Annotated in this window: 18 protein-coding genes and 1 pseudogene; 15 read left to right on the top strand and 4 right to left on the bottom strand. The window is 64.5% G+C overall.

The features are described from left to right. Positions 1-48 precede the first annotated feature (48 nt). From AC069I_RS43320 to wecB, 3 genes are all read right to left on the bottom strand, one after another. On the bottom strand, positions 49-1,629 hold the full coding sequence (locus tag AC069I_RS43320; protein WP_478268001.1) for a DUF2334 domain-containing protein: 1,581 nt from the start codon (positions 1,627-1,629) through the stop codon (positions 49-51). A gap of 62 nt (positions 1,630-1,691) precedes the next feature. After that, positions 1,692-3,245 (bottom strand): DUF2334 domain-containing protein, encoded by a 1,554-nt coding sequence (locus AC069I_RS43315; protein ID WP_478268000.1) that lies wholly within the window; start codon positions 3,243-3,245, stop codon positions 1,692-1,694. 110 nt (positions 3,246-3,355) lie between these two features. Beyond that, the gene (gene wecB / locus AC069I_RS43310) at positions 3,356-4,609 is read right to left on the bottom strand and encodes a non-hydrolyzing UDP-N-acetylglucosamine 2-epimerase (RefSeq protein WP_478267999.1); all 1,254 of its coding nucleotides are present in this window, start codon (positions 4,607-4,609) and stop codon (positions 3,356-3,358) included. A gap of 319 nt (positions 4,610-4,928) precedes the next feature. Here wecB and AC069I_RS43305 point away from each other — a divergent pair, with 319 nt between their 5' ends. Next, positions 4,929-6,218: a glycosyltransferase family 2 protein gene (locus AC069I_RS43305; protein WP_478230738.1), complete on the top strand. Its 1,290-nt coding sequence runs from the start codon at positions 4,929-4,931 to the stop codon at positions 6,216-6,218. A gap of 36 nt (positions 6,219-6,254) precedes the next feature. Then, positions 6,255-6,908, top strand: a complete 654-nt coding sequence (locus AC069I_RS43300; protein ID WP_478230739.1) for an RlpA-like double-psi beta-barrel domain-containing protein — start codon at positions 6,255-6,257, stop codon at positions 6,906-6,908. Between the two features lie 119 nt (positions 6,909-7,027). Here the strand turns inward: AC069I_RS43300 and AC069I_RS43295 are convergent, their stop codons facing one another. Next, on the bottom strand, positions 7,028-7,330 hold the full coding sequence (locus AC069I_RS43295) for a hypothetical protein (RefSeq protein ID WP_478230740.1): 303 nt from the start codon (positions 7,328-7,330) through the stop codon (positions 7,028-7,030). Between the two features lie 1,206 nt (positions 7,331-8,536). On the opposite strand from AC069I_RS43295, the gene AC069I_RS43290 reads away from it, so the two are divergent. The 13 genes and pseudogenes from AC069I_RS43290 to AC069I_RS43230 all read left to right on the top strand — a co-directional run. Then, the gene (locus AC069I_RS43290) at positions 8,537-9,391 is read left to right on the top strand and encodes a helix-turn-helix domain-containing protein (RefSeq protein WP_478230742.1); all 855 of its coding nucleotides are present in this window, start codon (positions 8,537-8,539) and stop codon (positions 9,389-9,391) included. A gap of 5 nt (positions 9,392-9,396) precedes the next feature. Then, positions 9,397-9,594 carry a DUF397 domain-containing protein gene (locus AC069I_RS43285; protein ID WP_478230743.1) on the top strand — a complete coding sequence of 66 codons (198 nt, stop codon included), beginning with the start codon at positions 9,397-9,399 and terminating at the stop codon, positions 9,592-9,594. 213 nt (positions 9,595-9,807) lie between these two features. Then, entirely contained in the window at positions 9,808-11,880 is a 2,073-nt protein-coding gene (locus AC069I_RS43280; protein ID WP_478267998.1) for a hypothetical protein, read from the top strand. After that, on the top strand, positions 11,837-13,105 hold the full coding sequence (gene pgsB / locus AC069I_RS43275) for a poly-gamma-glutamate synthase PgsB (RefSeq protein WP_478267997.1): 1,269 nt from the start codon (positions 11,837-11,839) through the stop codon (positions 13,103-13,105). Before AC069I_RS43280 ends, pgsB begins: the two co-directional genes overlap by 44 nt. 3 nt (positions 13,106-13,108) lie before the next feature. After that, on the top strand, positions 13,109-13,585 hold the full coding sequence (locus AC069I_RS43270) for a poly-gamma-glutamate biosynthesis protein PgsC/CapC (protein WP_340684112.1): 477 nt from the start codon (positions 13,109-13,111) through the stop codon (positions 13,583-13,585). A 19-nt stretch (positions 13,586-13,604) separates the two neighbouring features. Continuing rightward, positions 13,605-14,408 (top strand): hypothetical protein, encoded by an 804-nt coding sequence (locus AC069I_RS43265; protein WP_478230745.1) that lies wholly within the window; start codon positions 13,605-13,607, stop codon positions 14,406-14,408. 3 nt (positions 14,409-14,411) lie between these two features. Then, entirely contained in the window at positions 14,412-15,158 is a 747-nt protein-coding gene (locus tag AC069I_RS43260; protein WP_478230746.1) for an AfsR/SARP family transcriptional regulator, read from the top strand. Positions 15,159-15,394: 236 nt separating this feature from the next. Continuing rightward, a complete protein-coding gene (locus AC069I_RS43255; protein ID WP_478230747.1) occupies positions 15,395-15,523 on the top strand; it encodes a lasso RiPP family leader peptide-containing protein in 129 nt (42 codons plus the stop codon). Between the two features lie 69 nt (positions 15,524-15,592). Then, positions 15,593-17,389, top strand: coding sequence for an asparagine synthase-related protein (locus AC069I_RS43250; RefSeq protein ID WP_478267996.1), 1,797 nt, complete (start codon positions 15,593-15,595; stop codon positions 17,387-17,389). Continuing rightward, positions 17,386-17,640: a lasso peptide biosynthesis PqqD family chaperone gene (locus AC069I_RS43245; RefSeq protein ID WP_478230749.1), complete on the top strand. Its 255-nt coding sequence runs from the start codon at positions 17,386-17,388 to the stop codon at positions 17,638-17,640. Before AC069I_RS43250 ends, AC069I_RS43245 begins: the two co-directional genes overlap by 4 nt. Continuing rightward, a complete protein-coding gene (locus AC069I_RS43240; RefSeq protein ID WP_340684107.1) occupies positions 17,637-18,065 on the top strand; it encodes a lasso peptide biosynthesis B2 protein in 429 nt (142 codons plus the stop codon). Before AC069I_RS43245 ends, AC069I_RS43240 begins: the two co-directional genes overlap by 4 nt. After that, on the top strand, positions 18,062-19,900 hold the full coding sequence (locus tag AC069I_RS43235) for an ABC transporter ATP-binding protein (RefSeq protein ID WP_478230750.1): 1,839 nt from the start codon (positions 18,062-18,064) through the stop codon (positions 19,898-19,900). Before AC069I_RS43240 ends, AC069I_RS43235 begins: the two co-directional genes overlap by 4 nt. A gap of 83 nt (positions 19,901-19,983) precedes the next feature. Next, positions 19,984-20,270: pseudogene (locus tag AC069I_RS43230) on the top strand (hypothetical protein); the annotation flags it as partial.

The following is a 20,270-nucleotide window of genomic DNA, read 5'->3' as shown; positions in this document are numbered from 1 at the left end:
TCGAAAGGTGCGCGGCACGTGCGCGACGCTGCGTCTTGCAGAACGCGCTCAGCCACGTTGGATTTCCGCCGCGTCGGCGAACGCGAAACCCAGGTCTTGGATTCCGGTCACCACCTGCTTGAGGTAGCTGGTTCCCAGATACGGGTGGTAGAAGAAGCTCGCCACACCGCCACGGACCGCCGCGATCCGCTTGGCGGTGGCCAGGATGTCTTCTGGGAGCCGGCGGGACTCGCCAGAACTCGCCGGAGATACGTGGTCGAGTGACTCGGGTATTACAACCGACCCGTAGATGTCTCGCACCAGGAACGGAAAACGCTGACTCGTGGCCCGGGAGTACTCCGGTTTTCCCGAACCACACGCGCCGTTCGGGCACCAGCCCGCGGCATGGAATCCCTGGTCGTATCGGGTCGGAAAGAGCTCGTTTACCACGGTGTAGTCGATCGCCGAGCCGACATAGTGAGGGAACTCGAAGATGGTCGGCACGGCCAGCCCGGCTCGGCGGAATTCTCGTGCCGCGCTGGCGAGCCGTTGCCGTGCCCAGGACCGGGAATCGGCGGCGACCGGGCCCTGGTAGCGCAGGCCGCCGTCGTCGCCGAGCCGCACTCGATAGAATTCGTAATCCTCGCCACTCACCCCGCTGTAGGGATTCGAGCCCTCTCCGTACTGATGTGTGTAGCCGTGCATCACCAACGTTCCCCGTCGGGCGGTCATGTAACGCAGGGCGGCGACGACCGCGGGCGTGTCCGCCAAGGTCTTGTCCACCGGTTCGCCATTGTTGTGACGACCTCGTGGATCTCGGTAGCGGGGGTAGACCGCCACCGAGAAGGGGACTCGACGCGCGTGGAGGTAGTCCGCGATCGCCCGCAGTTGCGCGGGATCGGCGTCCGGGCCGACATCCTCGATCCGTATCAGGGCCTTTTTGCCCTCCGACTTGGAAGGGCCCGCGTGGCGGGACAGCAGATCGGCGGCCGCGAGGTAACGATCGTTGAGGCCGGTGAACGAGAACGGCACTTCACCCAGGTATGTCAAATGCCGGGAGCGCACTCCCCAAGGGAATCGGCTGCCATCCGGGCGAACCGCCTCGCCCACGGGGGCCGCGTGGCCGGGGTCGTTGATCTTGGAGCGCATGATGCCGCTCGAAGCCGCGGCACGGTCACGGTCGAACGATTCGCCGCGGTAGATTACCCGGGCTGTCGCGCTCGTATCGACCCCGGCCGGCCGCCAGCCGAATTTTCTCGAGAAGTCACGGTCCCTGTCGTAAAGCTGACCGATGTTGCCGCCGATCCACAGCACCGGCGTACGCGTCTTCAACACGGCGTCGAGAAACGCACTGGGTAGTGGTCTGTGGTCACTGGTGCCGATATAGACCACGGCGGTGTAGTCCTGCAACTCGTTCCGAAAATGCTGCTGGACCGGGAGCATGGCCCAGGCGCCGCCATGGGACAGGAGGTTGCCCGCCATGACCGCGTACGACTCCCCGAGCCAACCGTATTCACCGTCGGCGTCGTAGAGCACGAGCGTCCGCCGGCCCGGCTCCGCGCCGGGAGCGGCCGGGTACAAGTGGGTGGTCGCGGAACTCGCGGCGGGGGAGGTGATCACCAGCGTGGTGCTCAGCACCAGAAGGGTCATGATGATGCGCCGAACGCCAAGCATTCTAGTCAAGAAGAACTCCGTATCTTTGTGATTCAGCCTCAACCGCGCCCGATCTCCGCGGCAGGCACAAACCGGTAGCCGGCAGCCTGAATGCCGTCGATGACCTTCATGAGCGCTTCGGCACCGAGGGAAGGATGGTAGAAGAAGCTGGCGACTCCATCGTCGACGACGCGGAGGGCCCGAGCCTCGGCGACCACCGCGGCTATCGCGCGGTCGCGTTCTGAAATGTCCGGCCATACCGGGAGATAGCCGAGGTTCTCGGGAACGACCACGGCACCGTAGATGTCGCGGACGACGTAGGGGAAAGTCTGCAGGTAGCTCCCCGCCGGATCGACCGCGCCGGCCTGGCCACAGGCAGGTTCACACCATCCCCGGAAGTAGGTTCCCCGGTCGTACCGCATACCGAACGCCTTTGTCGCGGCTTGATAGTCCACCGCGGATGCGGTGTAGTGCGGGAACTCGAACATCGCCGGCCGGGGTAGCCCGGCGCCGGCGAGTTCGGAGAGGGCTTGGTCGATCCGGTCCCGTGCCCACGCGAAAGAGTCGCCCGCTACCGGACCGACCAGTTCGGTCGCGTTGCCGGCACCAAGGCGTGCGCGATAGAACTCGTAGTCGGCCGCGCTGACGCCGTTGTGCGGATTGGGTTCGTCGCCGTACTGATGCGTGTAGCCGTGCGACACGAGCGCGCCGCCACGGCTGATCAGATAGCGCAACGCGTCGACCAGATCCGGCCGGTCGGTCAGCCGGATGTCCAGTGGAACGCCATTGTTCGTTACCCCTCGCGGGTCCCGATGACGGGGATATACAGCGACCGTGAAGGGGATCCCGCGTTGTGCGAGGTGATCCGCGACCGTCCTCAGGACGCCGGGATCGGTTGCCGGGCCGACGTCTTCCAAGCGAACGAGAGCTCGTGGAGCCCGCGCCGGAGACATTGGAGGGCGCAGGAGGTCCGCGGCGGCGAGATACCGATCGGCTTGCCCGACATAGGTGAACGGGATTTCCGAGATGTAGGTCAAATCGCCCGAGCGCACCGCCCAGGGAGTCCGGTTGCCGTCGTCGTGAACGACCTCGGCGAGTACCTGGGCTTTGACCGTATCCATGAGCTCTACCCGTGTCGGCGGATCAGCGTGGTCGTCACGCCCGAGCCGGATCCCCTTGTAGTCGATACCGGCGATGGCCTGCTCGTCACGGCCGGCAGGCCGCCACCCGGTCTTGTGCTGGTAGGCCGGATCCCGGGTGAACAAGCTCTCGATCCCGTGCCCGATCCACAGGACGGGTTTGCCCGCGGTGACCAGATCGGCGAGCAAGCCATCGGAAACAGGAGCGGTGCCGCGATGACCGATGTACACGATCGATGAGAACTTGGAAGCATCGCCCGGCCGGTACCTGTCGGCCTGACGCAGCTCGAACGAGCCGCCATGGGAGACGAGGTTCGCCGCTTGCACTCCGTATACCTCACCACTGGAGCCATCCGTACCTGGTTCGTAGAGCACCAGCGTGCGCCAGCCCGGCAGGGCGCCCGGGGCCGGATCCCCCGGTTTGCCGGGAACGGAGGATGTTTCCGCCGGCGTGATCCGCGACCCGGAGTCCACGACGGATACGGCGACGGGGACAGAACCGGCAAGCACAAAGGCGCATGCCAGCCGGAGCCACGCGGGCCATGAACGGGACCTCCGACGCAGGGAAGGGGTGAGAGTGCTCATCACTTCCCCTTTGCCAGTATGGCTTGCTGCGCAGCTGCGGGCGCGCAGGAGTCGAGCCCGAGCAGGTGTGCGATGGCCTGCTCAGCCCTGACAGCGGCCAGACCGTCACCGAACGGATTGGCGCGATTATTCGAGCCCTCGTGCCGGTTCTCGGCCAACAGCTGAGCGGCATGCCGCGCGATCAGGACGGGATCTGGTCCCGCCAGCACCGAGACGCCCGCTTCGACGGCCTCCATGCGCTCGGTGACTTCGCGCAGCACGACGCACGGAACTCCGAAGCTGGGCGCTTCCTCCTGCACGCCTCCGGAATCCGTGAGCACCAGGCGCGCGCAGGAGAGCAGTCGGCAGAATTCCGCGTAATGCAAGGGGCCGGTGATATGGACACGGTCCACACCGAGGAGGCCGGTGACCACCTGATCACGGACTTGAGGGTTCGGATGGACCGGCAAGACCACTTCGACGTCCGCGTGCTCCTTCACTATCGCGCGCAGGCCGGCGAGGATTCCGTCCAGGGGAGCGCCCAAGGATTCCCTGCGGTGCATCGTGGCGAGAAGCAGGCGAGACTTGCCGGTACGCGCCCGGTTCTCGACGGAGGGAAGCCGGTGATCGTGGTACGCGGTCGGTGTACGCGCTATCGAAAGCACCGCGTCGACCACGGTGTTGCCGATCAGCAGTACCTCTGGGCCGGCGATGCCTTCTTCCAGGAGGTTGTTCACCGCACGAGCGGTTGGCGCGAGATGCAACGTACTGAGTTGGGCTACCAGTTTACGGTTGGCCTCCTCGGGAAAGGGTGCCCGCGGATCATGGGACCGCAGTCCGGCCTCGACGTGAACTACGGGAATGTGACGCCAGAAGGCCGCCAGGGCGCCGGCGAGCGCCGTCGTCGTGTCACCTTGAACGACGACAGCGGCGGGCCGGAGCCGTTCGAGGTGAACGTCGAGGGTCCTCACCAGTTCACCCAGTAGTTCGGACAGAGTTCCTGTCGGGCGCTCGATGTCCAGCCGGACATCGGGGCTCAGTCCGAAGGACGACAAGGCTTGACCGAACATCGTTTCGTGCTGTCCGCTCGCGACCAGCACCGGTCGGATCCGGCCTTGGTCTCGCATCGCTCGAACGATCGGTGCGAGCTTCACCGCCTCTGGTCGGGTGCCGCCCAGTAATACCACTTCGGGTGCCGTTCGGGACGTATCGGCCGCTATTCCGGGGTCGTCCCGGTGAATGGCCCCTGAGCTGCTCCGAACAGTGCAATCCATTAATACTCCCACTCGGTGAACCCCGCGCGAATTTTCATGGGACTGTTGCCCAGGCTGTGCAGGGTGGGTTCAGTGTTAATGGGAGTGGCCGCTTCCGCGCTCTGCAGCTGGTTCTTAATGTATCGCACGCCGTCAAAAGGATTGTCAAGATGTCTGTTACATCGATTCCGGCGACCGGGGTCCCTTTATTCATGGGATTTGCCCTCTTCGGATCGTCCGGGGTGGTGCAAGTGGCCGTGCATGTACTGGTGGTCGCCTGTTCTTTGCTCGCGCTGCGATCCCTTGGCCTGCGTTTACGACGGGCGGTCAAGTAGAAACCATGCAGATCTATTCGCTGATGCTGGCGCTCATGCTCGGATGGCCGATCTACAATATTATTCTGTCTTTGCTGAGCCTGAGAACTCCCATGCCAGGCGCGGCAGGCCCCGGCAGACCGTCGTGTTTCTGGCTTGTGGTCCCGGCGCTTGACGAGGAACTGGTGATCGCTGACACCGTACGGTCTCTCCTTGCCTTGGCCGACGACAAGAATCGGCTGCGCGTGCTGGTGGTGGACGATGGGAGTACCGACCGGACCTCGACGGTGCTCGAGTCCCTCTATGACGATCGATTGCTGGTCCTTCGGCGTAATCTGCCGGAGGCACGACAAGGCAAAGGTGCCGCTCTCAACGCCGCGTACCGGCTGATCCGCGAACTCGCGCTGGAAGAGGGCACGGCAGATGAGACCGTGGTCGGCGTGGTCGACGCCGACGGCCGGGTCAGCCGAAACCTGCTTACCGAAGTCGATCGATACCTCGCCGACGGGACGAGCGGTGCGGTCCAATGCAGGGTCCGTATTCGTAATCGGCACAAATTGCTGGGGTTACTGCAGGACATCGAGTTCGGCTGCGTCGCCGACGCGGCTCAGACGGTGCGTGACACCGTCGGTACGGTCGCACTGGGCGGCAACGGCCAGTTCGTCAAGCTCTCGGTACTCATGGCTTTCGGGAACGACCCGTGGTCGTCCTGTCTGGTGGAGGACACCGAACTGGGACTACGGCTGCATCGGGCAGGGGTCAGAGTCCGCTACGTGAGACGCGCCGTCGTGACCCAGCAGGCCGTCGTCGACATTCGCCGGCTGGTTCGGCAACGTACCCGGTGGGCGCAGGGGAACCTCCAGTGCGCTCGCCATCTGCCCGGGTTGCTCACCTCTCGTCACGTTTCCGCGCTGGGGCTGGTCGACCTGCTGCACTACTTGATCATTCCTTGGTGCGTACCGATCGTCGCCCTGCTGGCGTTCCTGTTTCTCGGCATCGCCATCCACGTCGGGCTCGGCGGGACGGCTCTGTTCCCGCTCGCGAGCGGTACGACCGATGCGGTGTCGGCATGGGTGACGTGGCTGGGTGCGCTGCTGTTGCCCGGTGCGGTCTGGGGATTCACCCATCGGCTTAGACTGCGTGACGAGCCCCTGTGGCGATGTGTGGTCACCTCGATGACCTATCCGGTCTTCCTGGTGCTCGGCTCGGTCGCGGGCTGCCGTGGAGTCGCCCGGCACGTCGGCGGCCGTGTCGACTGGGTGAAGACAGAACGTCTGGTCGAGCGTACTGTGGCCAGGGGGCGGCACACGAGATGAGATACGAAGCGCATGGGCCGAAGAGTGGTGAACGGTATGCGAAGACCCGGTGGCAAGGGTGACCATTACCGAATCAAGACTATTTCGATTGTCGCCTCGATCGTCTTCGGCGTGATCGGCTGCAAGCAGGCTCGCCACGAGCCGTCCAGCGGATGGTTGATCACCGTCTACTACACGGCTGTCGAGACTTATCATGCGGGTCCTTCCGCGGAGGTGTTCGGCTGTCCGGACAGTGAGTGCGCCGCTGGAAAACAATCGTTGGGCCGCTATCCAGTCGGATTCGCCGATGCGGTACGTGACGAGGGGACCGGGCGAATCACCAGTGGGCCGCATACGGGCCGCTACCTGAATTGGTCGTACAACATCGGATACTGGCTCGAGAATGCTCCACTGGACAGTCGGGGCGAACCGCTTGAGCCGTTCGTCAGTGCCGCGGCCGACCGTGATGTGCTGGCCATGGGCTCGCGATTCTCCGTTGTCGGGTGCGGCACCACCGAGTCGGGTGAAACCCCTCCGAGTGGGGTTTGTGCCGGGATCACCGCGGCGAAGTGGCAGATTCGCGATGAGTTCACCCCTGGTCTGGGCGGCCCTCGGCACCTCGATCTCTACATCGGCGAGGAGCGCGGGCCGGAGTTCAGGTCCGATGCGTGGTACATCTCGCTGCGGGGCGCGAGCATCGTGGTCGGCTGACCCGGAGGTGTGCCTGTTTCGGCGTTCTCTCGCGTCAGGTGTGCCGCGGGGTGCAGTGAGGGTCACCTCAGGGACGCAGGTTCCCTGAAGGTGACCCTTTGCGCGCTAGCGAGGCCGGCCTACCGGACCGGTATCGGAGGAGCCGGGATTCCGGAGATCTCGAACATCTTCATGTAGATGTCGTCCAGCACTGCCATGACCGAGCCCGCGGCGTTGGCCGTGTCGCGGACATCGGCGATCTGAACGGCCCGGACCTTGGCCGCTCTGTCCGGCGCGCGCAGCGTGAGCTTCAGGACTCCGGCGGCTCTCTGGATGACTGGTTCGAACTCCCATTCGACATCCGCATGGTGCCAGAGCGGCCGCCGTGGGATCAGGTTCACCCAGTTTTCCGCAGCTGACAGTGTCGCGGTGTAGTTGAACACAGCAGGAGCCCTTCCTTTCTTGGGACAAGGATCGAACCTCGTCTTCGGGTGGCACTAGAGGGGGCATATCGCCGAGGAGGCGCGGAGAGCTCCGATGACCGCGGTCCACGGGGGAAGCGGCCGGGTCGGCTTCGGCCCGCACAGCCATCGCACCGCGTCGTCGCCGGCTCTCGACGGGGGCAAGGGGATCAGTGACCCCCCGCACTGCAGGCGAACGCCGAGCCGTTGGAGGTCGGTCACCGTCGCCTGGCTCAAATGGCACGCAGGACCAGTAAGGAAGGCACAATCCGCGCCAGGCAAGGTGACGACGGGGCCGGCGAGCATCCGGATGGCGAGCAACGTTTGGGCGTCCTCGCAGAGTGGCTTCCTCGCTACGATCGCGCTCACCTCGCCGGACACGGTGAGCACGACCTGTCCGGTCGTGTGGTCCACACTCGTCGGCCAGCCGTAGAACCGCCGATAGGCGTCGGCCGTCGCCAACATGTGTTCCAGCTGTGAACTGGGCACGACCGCTTCCGCAACACCTTGAGAGGGCATTTCTGGAACCCGCTTTCTTGTCTACTGGCAGAGCCGGCGACCGCGGTCTCCGACCGGCCGGTGCTCGATGGCGCGCGGCGGGAAACCGGGCAGGGGTGATCTGCCCTCCTCATGCGGATGACGGGAGGGCGGTAATGCGCATTCGGCGCGTGCGTTTCGCGGCGGGGCGTGGCTTCCGCGCAGTTGAGGGGGCGGTGAGGCTGGTATGTCGGGGAGGGTTCCCAGCCTCACCGCCGCTCTGGATGCCGGACGGCGGCGCGCGCTCGAGGAGGCGACGCGCACGCCGTCCGGCGGCACTGGTATCGGTCTAGCGGACAAAAGATTCCGACACCAGAAAAATCGATCCTTTACCGCGCCATGAGTCGCGCCGGGTCATTTCCGGGCGGTCCGCAAGATTGGCGACGATCTTTCATGTTCTGGAAATGTACGCCATTCCGGTTACCCCCAGATGGACGATGCCGCGTCGTGAATCTCATTCATGTATGTTGGCCAGTGTGGCCGTAACATGGCCTTCACGTGCGGTTTTGCCGGATTGGTCATGCGAACAGCTTGGCCTGTACGTACACAGCTGTACATCCGCCGACAGGGTTGTCGGGGCGTTACTCTGTCTGGGTCTACCGCAAATCAGCACAAGTGGTGGAAGCTACCCCGCAATGAAAGGAGTAAGAATTGGCCGCTGATTACAGCCCCACTGTCCGTCGTAGGCGTTTGGACAGCGAACTGCGTCGCCATCGGGAGAAGGCAGGCAAGAAGATCGGCGAAGTCGCCGAATATCTCGGATGCAGGCACTCGAAGATTTCGCGCATCGAGAACGGTCATGGCAGTATCAGTCCAGGTGACGTCCGCTTGATGCTGGACTTGTACGGCGTACAAGGCGTTGAAGCGGATCGTCTTGTCCAGGCCGCGAGAGAATCCCGTGTTCGGGGATGGTGGCACAGCTATGGTGATGTGTTACCCGGGTGGCTCGCGACCTATGTGGGGTTGGAGGCTGAAGCCGCCACGAGTCGAACATATGAAGGCGAAGTGATCACCGGGCTTTTGCAGACCAAGGAGTATGCCCGTGCGGTCACGGCGGCGACCGTGGTTCCCCGGACGGAGGACCAGGTCGACCGACAGGTGATGCTGCGCATGAAACGCCAGGAACGCCTGCACTCCAGCCGCCCGATCAGCTTGTGGGCGGTGCATAGCGAGGCGGCTTTGCGACGGCCGGTCGGCGGCAGGCCTGTCATGCGTGACCAGCTCACGCACCTTCTGGAGATTTCGGAACTGCCGCACGTCAACGTGCAGGTTCTGCCCATCGCGGCCGGTGAACACCCGGCGATGGTAGGACCGTTCACGGTCTTGGAGTTCCACGAGGAGTCCGATCCGGACGTCGTCTATGTCGAGACTCCTGTGGGGGGTCTGTACCTGGAGCGCGAGAGTGAGATCGCGGGATACACCTGTGTTTTCGGGCGGCTGAGGGAGATGGCACTGTCTCCGGAGCAAACCACCAGTTTTGTCGGCAAGATCATTAAGGAGTTGTAGCGCGAGTGGAGCAGGGAAACATCATTTCGCCGGACGCGGTCTGGCGGAAGCCGCTTCGAAGCGTCGGTGAAGGTGCCTGTGTAGAGGTTGCCGAGCTGGAGAAGCACGTAGCGGTACGCGACTCCAAAGACCGTTCGGGTCCGGCGCTGGTAGTCACCAATGCGGTATGGATGGCCTTGGTCGACACTCTGAAAGTTCCTTGAGCCCGATGTGACCTGCGGGTGCTCGGCAGGGTGAGACTCTGCGCCCGGCGGCCAGCTGGATGGCTCCTTCACCGGCGGGCGGTGAAGGGGAATGATGCCCTCATCGCGCAGGGCTGGTGAAACCGCCGCGCTCAGGTCGAGAGGAAACAATTCGTGCGGAAGCGCACAATCCGATTGGAGAAGCACCTTGCCGAGGCAGGATTTCCCAGAGGCGTGGGTGCCCCTTCCGCCGTAGTTCTGGTGCTGACCTTGTTGCTCGCCGCCTGCGTCCTGCTTCTCGATTCTCCGTCGGCGAGACCGGTACCCGATGTCGTCGTGCAGTCGCAAGAACGTTTCGCTGAAGCAACTGCCGGCGCGTTGGCGAAGACCGTGGCGGAATCCGTCATGGAACTCCGGTTCGGACTGACGCAGTCCGAGCGGGAGCAGGGCCGGGAACCGGACGCCCTGCTCGGTTCTCTGGGTGAGGTGTATCCCCGATGGCGCGGGATGGCACTCATGCAGAGCTCGACGGGACGATTGCTCGCCACTCGCGGCGAACCCCTGCCCTTCGCGTCTCTCGACAGTGAAGTCACGAAGGAAGCGAGCGTTCGTCCTGTGGCGTCGACGGGTAAGGGCGTCGTCATGGTCGCGACGGTCCCGATGCTCGCCGGCAACGAGCAGCGGACCCTGGTGGCATTCACCGACCTGGTGACCTCCGAGGTTCCGTTGGACTCGGGACTCGGACAGAGCGTGCTGGTGGTCACGGACGAAGGTCGCGTCCTCGATTCGAGAGGACCCGCTCCTGCCGTGGATGCCCGAGTCAGCCAGGGGTTGATCAACAAGGCCGCGGCCGAATCGGCGGGGGGACGTACCGGTAGCACCGTCGACCTTGTCGCCGGGAACGGAACGGGGCCGGATGGTGTCCGTGAGAAGGCGTTGGTGGTCGCTCATGCGCCGCTGACGGTAGCCGGTCTATCCGGGGCGTGGAGGCTCTCGCTGGTGTCGATGGCCCACGTGCCGGTGGAAGGGCACACGCAGACAGATCGCCACCCGGTGACTGTTGTCAGCCTGGTGGTCGTGGCGGTCTTCGGTTTCGTACTGGTACGCAGGACCATTGTCGTTCCGGTTCACCGGCTGCGAACCGGCGCGCTGGCGGTCGCCTCCGGGGCCGGCGCGCCGAAGTCGCGTGGCTTGGAAGTGCGTGAGGTGCGCCGGATCGCCGCAGTGCTGGAGCAACTCAGTTGTGCGGCGGAACACGGACGACGCCTGCGTTGGTGGGTGCCGTCGGCACGACTGACGATCGTCGGCGCCGCGGCGACCATGCTGGCCTGGTCGTGCGCTGTGCTGGTGGCCGCCGGTGGTGCGGCACCCAGGGTGCCGGAACTCGTCGTGCGTGAACGGGGAATGGAGGTTTCGCGTATCGCGGACACGGTCCGCCGCAGCCTGAACGGAGCGGTCGCGGACTTGAAACTCTTGGCGAGGACCAAAGGGAACAAGGACACTGATTCGGTACTCCCGCTCATGGAGCGCCTGATCGCCAGGGAGGCCAGGTACCGGAGTATCTATGTAGTGGATTCGGCAGGCCGGATCGGCGCCCGGACCGGGCGGCCGCCACTGCGGGCCGAAGCCCGGCTGCCTTCCGGCGAAGGTGTACGTCAGCACAACACCGCCGGAAGCCTCCCCGTGATCTTCGCGTACGCGGAACTGCCGGATGCCCGCCATGGCGTCGTCGCCGAGTTCGATGTGGAGCACCTTTCGGAACTATTGCACCGGCGCGCCGGTCGAGTCCGGGTCGTCGATCCCGGTTTCCGGACGATCGCCGACACCGAGGGGTATCTCGCGTTCCATACGCTGTCCGAGGACTCTCTCCGACGAAGCGCGAGTGAGGCACTCGCGGGGCGGCCTCGCGCGGAGATAGGGCGATCCCGGGGCGGTGAGTCCGTGATCGCCTCCGCCGCGATCGGCGCACCGGGACCGGCGGGCACCCTGCAATGGAGTGTGATCTCCGAACAAGACACAGCCATGCTAGGACTTCCGGAGAACGAAGTGAGCCGGCGCGCTCTCTCGGCCGGTCTCATCGGTCTCGTCATCGCTCTGCTGAACTTCGGTTGGCATGAGTTCATTGTCGTACGGCAGTTGCGGCGGACGGCGACGCTCGCGGAGCGGTTGGCATCCGGCGACCACGTATCCGGGATCCACCCGGTGAGGCAAGACCAGATCGGCACGATCACCTTATGCCTCGAGATCTGCAGGAGAACAGCGAGTGATTCCGAGTATCGGAAAGAGCTTGCCCGGCGAGAGAGCTGATGTGCTTTTCTGTTACGTCGTATATGTAGTCCTCTGTGTCCTTGCCCTGACGGCCGGCATCCTCGAACAGCGCCGTCACCACGCCAATCTCCGGTCCATTCCGACGAGAGTGCTGGTCAACGGTACTCGCGGGAAGAGCTCGATAACCCGGTTGTGCGCAGGTGCGCTGCGAGGTGGCGATCTGGTGACCGTCGCCAAGACGACAGGAACCGCTGCCCGGTTCGTTCATCCGGACGCGCATGAAGACCCGGTCTACCGGAAATTCGGCATCGCCAATGTCATCGAGCAGGTCGGTGTGGTGCGCCGCGCCGTCGCCTACTCGCCCGATGCCTTGGTCGTCGAGTGCATGGCTGTGATGCCAGAGCTGCAGGAGATCAACCAGAGCAAGCTGATCTCCTCGACAATCGGCGTCATTTCCAATGTCCGCCTGGACCACGTCGAGGAAATGGGCCCCACGATTGACGATATCGCCTGCTCGCTCAGCAGGTCGATGCCGAAGGGAGGGATTTGCGTCACCGCCGAACGAGAACGGCTTTCGGTGCTGAAGCAGGAGGCGGCTCGGCGAAACTGCGAGCTCGTCGTGATCGATCCGGAGACCGTGACGGATGAGGACATGAAGGGTTTCGGCTGGATCACTTTCAAGGAGAACGTCGCCATAGCCTTGGCCGTCGCGGCGCTCCTGGGGGTCGATCGCGGGGCGGCGTTGCGCGGTATGTGGTCCGCGCCACCCGACCCGGGAGCGCTGAGTGTCGATCGGTTCCGGGTGCGCGGGAAGCAGCTGAGATTCGCCAACCTCCTCGCCGTCAACGATCCGGAATCCACGTTGATGAACATCGAGGAGCTCATGTCCGAGAAGCTCATCACTCGCCCGCTGCATGTGGTGATCGGATGTCGCCCCGACCGGATCGAGCGTAATCGCCAAATAGGATCACTGATCCCGCGGCTCGACCCGGAGCGAGTGATCCTGATCGGTGAGCCGACACGGAGCGCGAGAAGTGCCATTCCAGGCCAATGGCAGGACCGGGTATGCGATCTCGGCGGTCGTCGCAGCTCATCCGAGCTTCTCGACGGAGTCGTCGACGGGATCGAGGGTGAGGCGTCAGTCGTCGCGATCGGCAGCATCCACGGCCAGGGAGAGCGGCTCCTGGGCGAGCTGCAGGCTCTGGAGCGGATAACGGCCGACGCCGTTGTCTGGACCGCGGAACGAGGAAGGGAGGGATCGTAACCGATGGGAACCTTGTTGCCAGGCGTCGCGACACTCGGATTGGCCATCGGCCTCGTGCTGGCGCTGGCCTGTGTACTGCTCACCAATCTGTCGCCCGGTGGAATGATCAGTCCGGGCTGGCTCGCGCTGACGCTTGTGGAGGACTACCGGCGTGCCGCGATCGTAGTAGCGATGACCGTGTTCACCTATGCGGGGTCGAAGGGGCTGCAACGGCTCACCATCTTGTACGGAAAGCGCCTCTTCTCGGCCATCGTCCTGCTCGCCGTCTTGCTGCAGAGCACGCTCTTCCTGGTCCTGCAGCATGACTACCCACTGCTGTTCGCCCATCAAACGCTGGGCTTCGTGGTGCCGGGACTGATCGCCTACCAGTTGATCCGCCAGCCACCCGTCGCCACCATGCTGGCCACGGCGACGGTCAGCCTGGTCACCGGTGCGGTCCTGGCAAGCGGCGTTCTCGCCGGTTTCGTCTCCACAGTCTGACAAGCAGAGGATCTGCCCCATGCGAGTATCCCGCATTTCGCCCCGGAAGAAGTGGGTCCGCAACCTGCGTATCGCGCTCTGGTTGTCCGTCGTCGTCTTGTCCGTGGTGACCATTCACCTCGGGCCGGGTGTGCGGACGGTGACCACGGTCCCGCCGGTGAACGCACTCGCGGTTCGGATCATGGCCGGTCCCTACCCGGTGGCCGAGTATCGCTATGAACGTTTGCCACGTCCGGCGCGGACCGTGGTACGGAACAACGCGGGTGCGGTCGTGGCGACGTTCACCGACGGCGCCCGTACCGTTGTCCTGGCCGGCCCCGCTCGGGAATTCCCGGTAACACGGTCCGGCGCTTCTGTCGTCAAAGGCGAAGCGTGGGTGCGTCTCCTGCCGGAGCCGTGGAAGGAGGGTGCTGAAGGGGGCGGATGGTTCCGCGGCTGGCTTGATGCCGCACTCGCCGATCGGAGCCCCGACGTGCTCGACACCGCTCGGCATCATTGGGCGGGGGATGCTTCGAAGATCAGCGGCTCCCGGTTGATCACACTCGTTTACGGGTTGCCGCGGAAAGCCTCGCTCGCCATGGTGAAAGCCGACTCCGGAGGAGTGGTGATCTCAACCGAGGCGCGTGAACAGAGCCTGCTTCAGCCTGGTGATCTTCTGCTCTTCGCTCTCGATGCGAACGGTGGTGGCCCGGTCGACCCCGTCGGTGTGTACCTCGGCAGGGATACCCGTGGTCTTCATCGTGTTCTCCTCCGCGGATCCGCTCCTGCCGTGGCGCACGGCGGCCGGCTGTTTCAGGGGTTTCGCGTTGCCAAACGGATCTGACGAATGCTGTTCCGGGTACTAGGGAGTTTGGAGCTGAGCGGCCAGGTCGAAGGACCGGTCTGTGTGCGGCCGCGCAAGCCGCGAACGCTCCTGGCTCTGTTGCTTCTCCATGCGGAACGCTGGGTGTCCACTCCGCTGATAGAGAATGCGCTCTGGGAGGGGCCACCGCCGAGGTCTGCGTCAGGGAATGTCAAAACCTATGTCTCGCAGTTGCGTCGGACGCTGGCGGCACTCGGGGGCGATCCCGGCAGGATCGCCAATCGGGTCGGTGCATACCGGATAAGCGTGGAGCCGGGTGAACTCGACGTCTTCCGATTCGAGGAGTCGGTACGGCTGGGGCGCGAAGCGCGAAACCGGTCTGCCGACGGCGAGGCTGTCGAGCATTTCCGCGAAGCGCTCGGGCTCTGGCGCGGCGAGCCGTATGAAGATCTTCCGCTGTCCATCAGGCGTCCCGTAGCGGCTCGCCTGGAAGAGCTGCGCTGGACCGCCCGCGAGGAACTGATCGACGTACGGCTGATGCTGGGGCAGCACCATACGGTGGTCCCAGACCTCCGTGCGCTGACGATCGAACATCCGACACGCGAGCGGCTGTGGTGCCTGCTACTTGTCGCATTGCACCGTTCTGGCCGGCGAGCTGACGCGTTGGACGCGTACCAATCGGCCTACCGATCACTGACGGACGAGCTCGGCATCGAGCCCGGTGCCGAGCTGCGCCGGCTGCATGAGCGAATGCTCGCGGACACGTTGTGAACACGGACGACTCTTCATCCCTGGCCGGTGGCCGGTGAGGCGTGAGCCGGGCGATCGTGAATGGCTATTCGTGTTCTGACCCTCATTGCCACGCACGGCAGCGAAGTCGAAATCGGCCCCGTCCGCGCTGTGCCGAGAATGTACCGGAAATGGCTCTGCTTGGGGCAGAATTACCTTAGTCGGACCGGATGCGTCCGGTCAGGCTGTTGCAATTAACCGAAATGTAAGGAGTAGTTGTGAAGGGTGTTTACGAGTCCCCGGCGCTGCAGGCCGCCGGGGCCTTCTCGAAGGTGACCGGATGTGGCAAGTGCGGCTGGGGCCGTGACCGTTACTGCCGTCGCGGCCACCGCCACTGGCACTGGTGAGAGGCATAGGTATCTAGCCAGATGATGGATTTCCCTGCGTTGGCGCCCGACACTTCATGGTTCGTCGTCATGCCAGACGCCGACGTGACAAGCACGGTCACGAGGCTGCTACTCGCCCAGGGGCGGGTGTCCGTGTCTCACAATTCTGGCCGCCCCTGGCTGGTGGGCAACTGGGGTGACGACGAGATCGTGGTAGCCGAGGCGGGGAATTCGCGGGTGGCGGTGATCGGGCACGTGTCCGTCACCGCCGCCCGTCTCGCCGGCATCCTCGAGAGGACCGGCGACGTCACTGCTGTCAGCACGGTGCTGTCTTCGCTACCCGGCAGTTATCACGTGATCGCGTACGTCAAAGGCCGTTCACTGGTGCGGGGAACGGCGGCCGGTGTCCGCCAGGTCCTCTATGCCGACGTGGATGGACAAGTGCTCGCCGCCGACCGGGCCGACGTGCTCGCCGGGGTGCTCGGTGCCGAACTGGACCTCGACGCGGTGGCACTGTCACTTTTGGACCCGATGCCACCGTACCCACTGGACGATCTCCCCATGTGGAAGGGCGTCGACGCTGTTCCACCGGATCATTTTCTGTTGACCGACGAGGCCGGGCGACCGGCGACCTTCCGTTGGTGGTCGCCGCCCGAACCGGTGGTGCCGCTCGAGGACGGCGCACGCGCGCTTCGACTCGCGCTCACCAATGCGGTCGCGGTCAGGACTTCCGCCGGCGGCAGAGTGAGCTGCGACCTTTCCGGCGGCCTCGACTCGACCTCGGTATGCTTTCTCGCGGCAGACAGTCCTGCCGAACTGATCGCCTACACCACGGTCGGTCTGGATCCGGCTGATGACGACGTCCCTTGGGCCATGAGGGCGATCTTCGCCTTGCCCGGGGTGGGACACGAGATCCTGCCCCGAAACGAACTTCCCTTGGTTTATCAGGGCATAGCCACCGCCGCCGACTGCCTGGACCGGCCCTTCATCGGGCAGATCGACCGGGCTCAGATACTGACGGGCTTCGAACGGATGGCCGCGCTGGGGTCGCGGGTCCACCTCACCGGGTTCGGGGGCGACGAGGTCCTGGAAGGCGATCTGAACTATCTGCGTTCGTTGACTCGTATGGCGCCATGGATCGCGTTGCCCCGGCTTCGGGCGTACCACGCTCAGGGGCGTTGGCCGCTCATGAACGTCGTGTGGCAGCTGCTTCGACCACGTTCGTACGGTTCTTGGTGGGCAGGCACCGCTGAGCGGATCACCGATCCGCGCCAAGCGCTGAGGTCTCCGAAGTTCGACTGGGACGAGCCACCGCGGTTGCCGCCGTGGGTCAGTCGCGACTGCGTCGATCTTGTCCGCCAGATGCTTCGAGTGAGGCAAGAAGCCGTACGCCCGCTGGCAGGTGACCCCAGCAAGCATGCCGATCTCCTCGCCATCCGGTCGAGTGCGCGGATCGCCCGATCGTTCGGGCAGCTGGTGGGACCGACCGGCGTGCCGTTCGCTGTGCCTTTTCTCGACGATCAGGTCGTTGAGGCGTGCTTGGCCGTTCGCGCGTATGAGCGGTCCACGCCCTGGGAATACAAACCGTTGATCAAGGAGGCCATGAAGGGGATCGTCCCCGAGGCTTCGCTCGAACGCACGACCAAGGCCGAAAGTTCGGCCGAGGAGGAGGCAGGGTTGCGCGCCAACCATCTTGACCTGATGGCGCTGTGTGAGGACTCCCGGCTCGCGGAACTGGGACTTGTCGATGCCGATCAGTTGCGGGCAGCCAGTCATTACTCGCCTTCGCTGACCCGTCCGCACGAGTCGCTTCAGCAGACTTTCACTTCCGAGGCTTGGCTTCGACGGCTCGGAATCCAGTCAGCGCAGGCGGGACCGCGATCGTGAAGCTGGCCAAGAACGTCGTCTTCTGCGAAACCGACTACGGCGCCGTGGTGCTGAACGAGGCGAGCGGTCGGTATTGGACGCTCAATCCGACCGGCGCCCTGGCCATAGGTGTGCTGCTCGATGGCAAGAACGAGGACGATGCCGTCGATGCGGTGGTCGAACTCTATCCGGCGCGCCGCGACGCCGTTTCGACCGACGTCGGCAACCTTCTGGATCAGCTCCGTGAAGCCGGCCTTGTGGAGGAGAAATGACCACCCCGATGACCTTGCCCCGGCGTGGCGAGGGAATCCCGTTGCCGCGGCGGCTGCTGGCGCGGGCAGCCGTCGCTCTTGCCCGGCTGCTCGCCTTGCTGCCGCCCGCGCGGATCCGTATGGTACTCGGCTACATCCGCAGGGGAGCTCGTCCGGCGGGCCTCGGCCAAGCATCGGCCGCACGTGACGCGGTCACGACGGTGAGCCTGGTGTGCCGGGGCGCGCAGGGGTGTGTTCCCCGGTCCATTTCCACCGCGTTGCTCTGCCGCGCCTGGGGTGTATGGCCGACCTGGTGCGTGGGCGCGAGAAAGGTCGGTCCGTTCGCCGCCCATGCGTGGGTCGAGGTGGACGGCGTCCTCGTGGGAGAAGAGTTCTCCGACGACTATTTCCAGCGTCTGATGATCGTTCCCCCGGTGGACTCGTGAACGAGGAGAGCCAAAATGCCGAGGCGGCGGGCGGTGAATCGCTGACTCGTTTGCCTCATTTGTGGCGACTGCTCCGCGGTCATGGGCGGCAGGTCGTCATCGCCACCCTGCTGACCCTGCTGGGTACGCTTGTCGGGCTGGTCCAGCCGATGCTGGTGAAACAGGTGATCGACGCCGCGCAGGCCGGCACCGTCGCGAGCTGGCTGGTGGTCGCGCTTCTCGCGGTGTTCGTCATCCAAGCCGTCGTGGACGCTGTCGGCCGCTTTCTGCTGGACCGCACCAGCGAGAGCATCCTTCTCGGTCTCCGGTTACGCCTGACGGCCCATTTGATGCGTTTGCATATGCGGGTCTGCGACCGTCAGCGTATCGGTGACCTGATCTCCCGGGCGAACACCGATACGTCGATGGTGCGCGAGGCGGCGACACAAAGCTTTTCCGATATCGTCACGAATTCCCTCGGGGTTGCCGGCGCGGTTGTCCTGATGGTGTGGCTCGACGCGCAGCTGTTCCTGCTTGTACTGGCGGCCGTCGCTGTCGCAGGTGCCACGGTGTTGGCGGTCTTGACGCGCATCCGACGTGCCTCCAACGAAGCACAGACCAGCGTGGGTAGCATGACCGCGGCACTCGAACGTGCGCTCAGCGCCACTCGGACGGTCCGTGCCTGTCAGGCCGAGCGGCGGGAGATCGAACGTGTCGGTTCTCATGCCCGCGACGCCTATCGGGCCGGGGTGCGGCTGGCCAGGCTGGACTCGACGGTGGCGCCGGCGATCGAGCTGGCGGTCAACGGTTCGGTACTGGTCGTTCTGCTGATCGGCGGTCTCCGGGTCACGAATGGTACGACGTCACTGGGAGATCTCGTCGCGTTCCTGCTCTATGTCACCTATCTGGTGATGCCGTTGTCATCCTTGTTCAACGCCTTTTCCACGGCACAGCGAGGGCTGGGCGCGCTGGATCGCGTGAATGAGGTTTTCGCGATGCCGCGCGAGAAGGACCGAGCGCTGGGGAGTGGTCAGGTGATGGCACTCCGACGAGTTCGTGAGACCCCGGTAGTGGAGTTTCGTGACGTCTGGTTCGGCTACGACGACCGTCCTGTCCTGAAAGGACTTTCCTTCGTCTTGCCCAGTCGTGGTCACATCGCGCTGGTCGGCAGGTCGGGAGCGGGCAAGTCGACGGTGCTGGAGCTCATCGAGCGCTTTTACGATCCAGACCGTGGGGAGATCAAGATCGATGGGCGTCCGGCGAGTTCCATGACCCGAGCGGATGCCCGTACTCTGGTGAATCTTGTGGAGCAGCAGGCACCTGTGCTGCATGGGACGCTTCGCGACAACATCACTTACGCCGTACCCGAAGCGACAGAGGACGAGGTTCGGTGGGTCGTCAACGAGGCATGCCTCGGAGAACTGGTGGCACGACTGCCGGCCGGTCTCGATACCGAGGTCGGTGACCACGGCACGCTCCTGTCCGGCGGCGAACGGCAGCGTATCGCCATTGCCAGGGCCTTGCTCGCCCGGCCGGCGTTGCTGTTGCTGGATGAGCCGACCTCGCAGCTGGACATGCTCAACGAGCGGGCCCTCACCGCGGCGATGCGAGAGGTTTCCACACACCGTGCGCTTCTGGTGATCGCGCATCGGTTGTCCACCGTACGCGCGGCGGATCAGATCATCGTGCTCGATGAGGGCCGGGTGGAGGCGGTGGGTTCCCATGAGGAGCTTCTCCGGACGAGCGCGCTTTACCGGCGGCTCCTCTCCGCCGGCCCGGATCCTGAGCCTGGCACTTTGGCGGAGAAGCCGGGACAGGACGCGCTTGTGGTGGAAAGCGAAGAAGGAGTTGGGTGATCGTTCCAGAACCCTGTCGACTCGACAGCGACCCTGGCGAGTGTCGTGCCCGAATATGAGTCCAGCAAGACTGTGAGCCCAAGATGCCTGAGACAGCCGAACGTCCCCTTGCCTCAGCGTGCGCAGCACTGAGTGCCACCGGCCGTTTTCCGGCCCGTGAGGCGGACGATCCGCCATGGTTGTTCGGTAATGTTCCGCCGCGCAATCCCCTTTTCACCGGGCGCGGCGAACTTTTGAAGCAACTGGCCAAACGGCGGAACAGGGGTACCGCGGCGGTGCTTCCTTCGGCGTTGCATGGTCTTGGTGGTATCGGTAAGACTCAGATGGCGACTGAGTATATTTATCGGCATCTTCAGGATTATGATCTGGT

The sequence above is a fragment of the Amycolatopsis sp. NPDC043885 genome (genome assembly GCF_056435685.1).
Note: the sequence above shows the minus strand (reverse complement) of the source record. Positions and strands in the feature narration are given on the sequence as shown.

Bases quoted from the DNA above. Each gene is read 5' to 3' on its own strand.
- AC069I_RS43270 (WP_340684112.1), top strand. From the start codon at position 13,109: ATGGGAACCTTGTTGCCAGGCGTCGCGACACTCGGATTGGCCATCGGC.
- wecB (WP_478267999.1), bottom strand. From the start codon at position 4,609: ATGGATTGCACTGTTCGGAGCAGCTCAGGGGCCATTCACCGGGACGAC.
- AC069I_RS43250 (WP_478267996.1), top strand. From the start codon at position 15,593: ATGCCAGACGCCGACGTGACAAGCACGGTCACGAGGCTGCTACTCGCC.
- AC069I_RS43265 (WP_478230745.1), top strand. From the start codon at position 13,605: ATGCGAGTATCCCGCATTTCGCCCCGGAAGAAGTGGGTCCGCAACCTG.
- AC069I_RS43240 (WP_340684107.1), top strand. From the start codon at position 17,637: ATGACCACCCCGATGACCTTGCCCCGGCGTGGCGAGGGAATCCCGTTG.
- AC069I_RS43300 (WP_478230739.1), top strand. From the start codon at position 6,255: ATGCGAAGACCCGGTGGCAAGGGTGACCATTACCGAATCAAGACTATT.
- AC069I_RS43305 (WP_478230738.1), top strand. From the start codon at position 4,929: ATGCAGATCTATTCGCTGATGCTGGCGCTCATGCTCGGATGGCCGATC.
- AC069I_RS43320 (WP_478268001.1), bottom strand. From the start codon at position 1,629: ATGACCCTTCTGGTGCTGAGCACCACGCTGGTGATCACCTCCCCCGCC.
- AC069I_RS43260 (WP_478230746.1), top strand. From the start codon at position 14,412: ATGCTGTTCCGGGTACTAGGGAGTTTGGAGCTGAGCGGCCAGGTCGAA.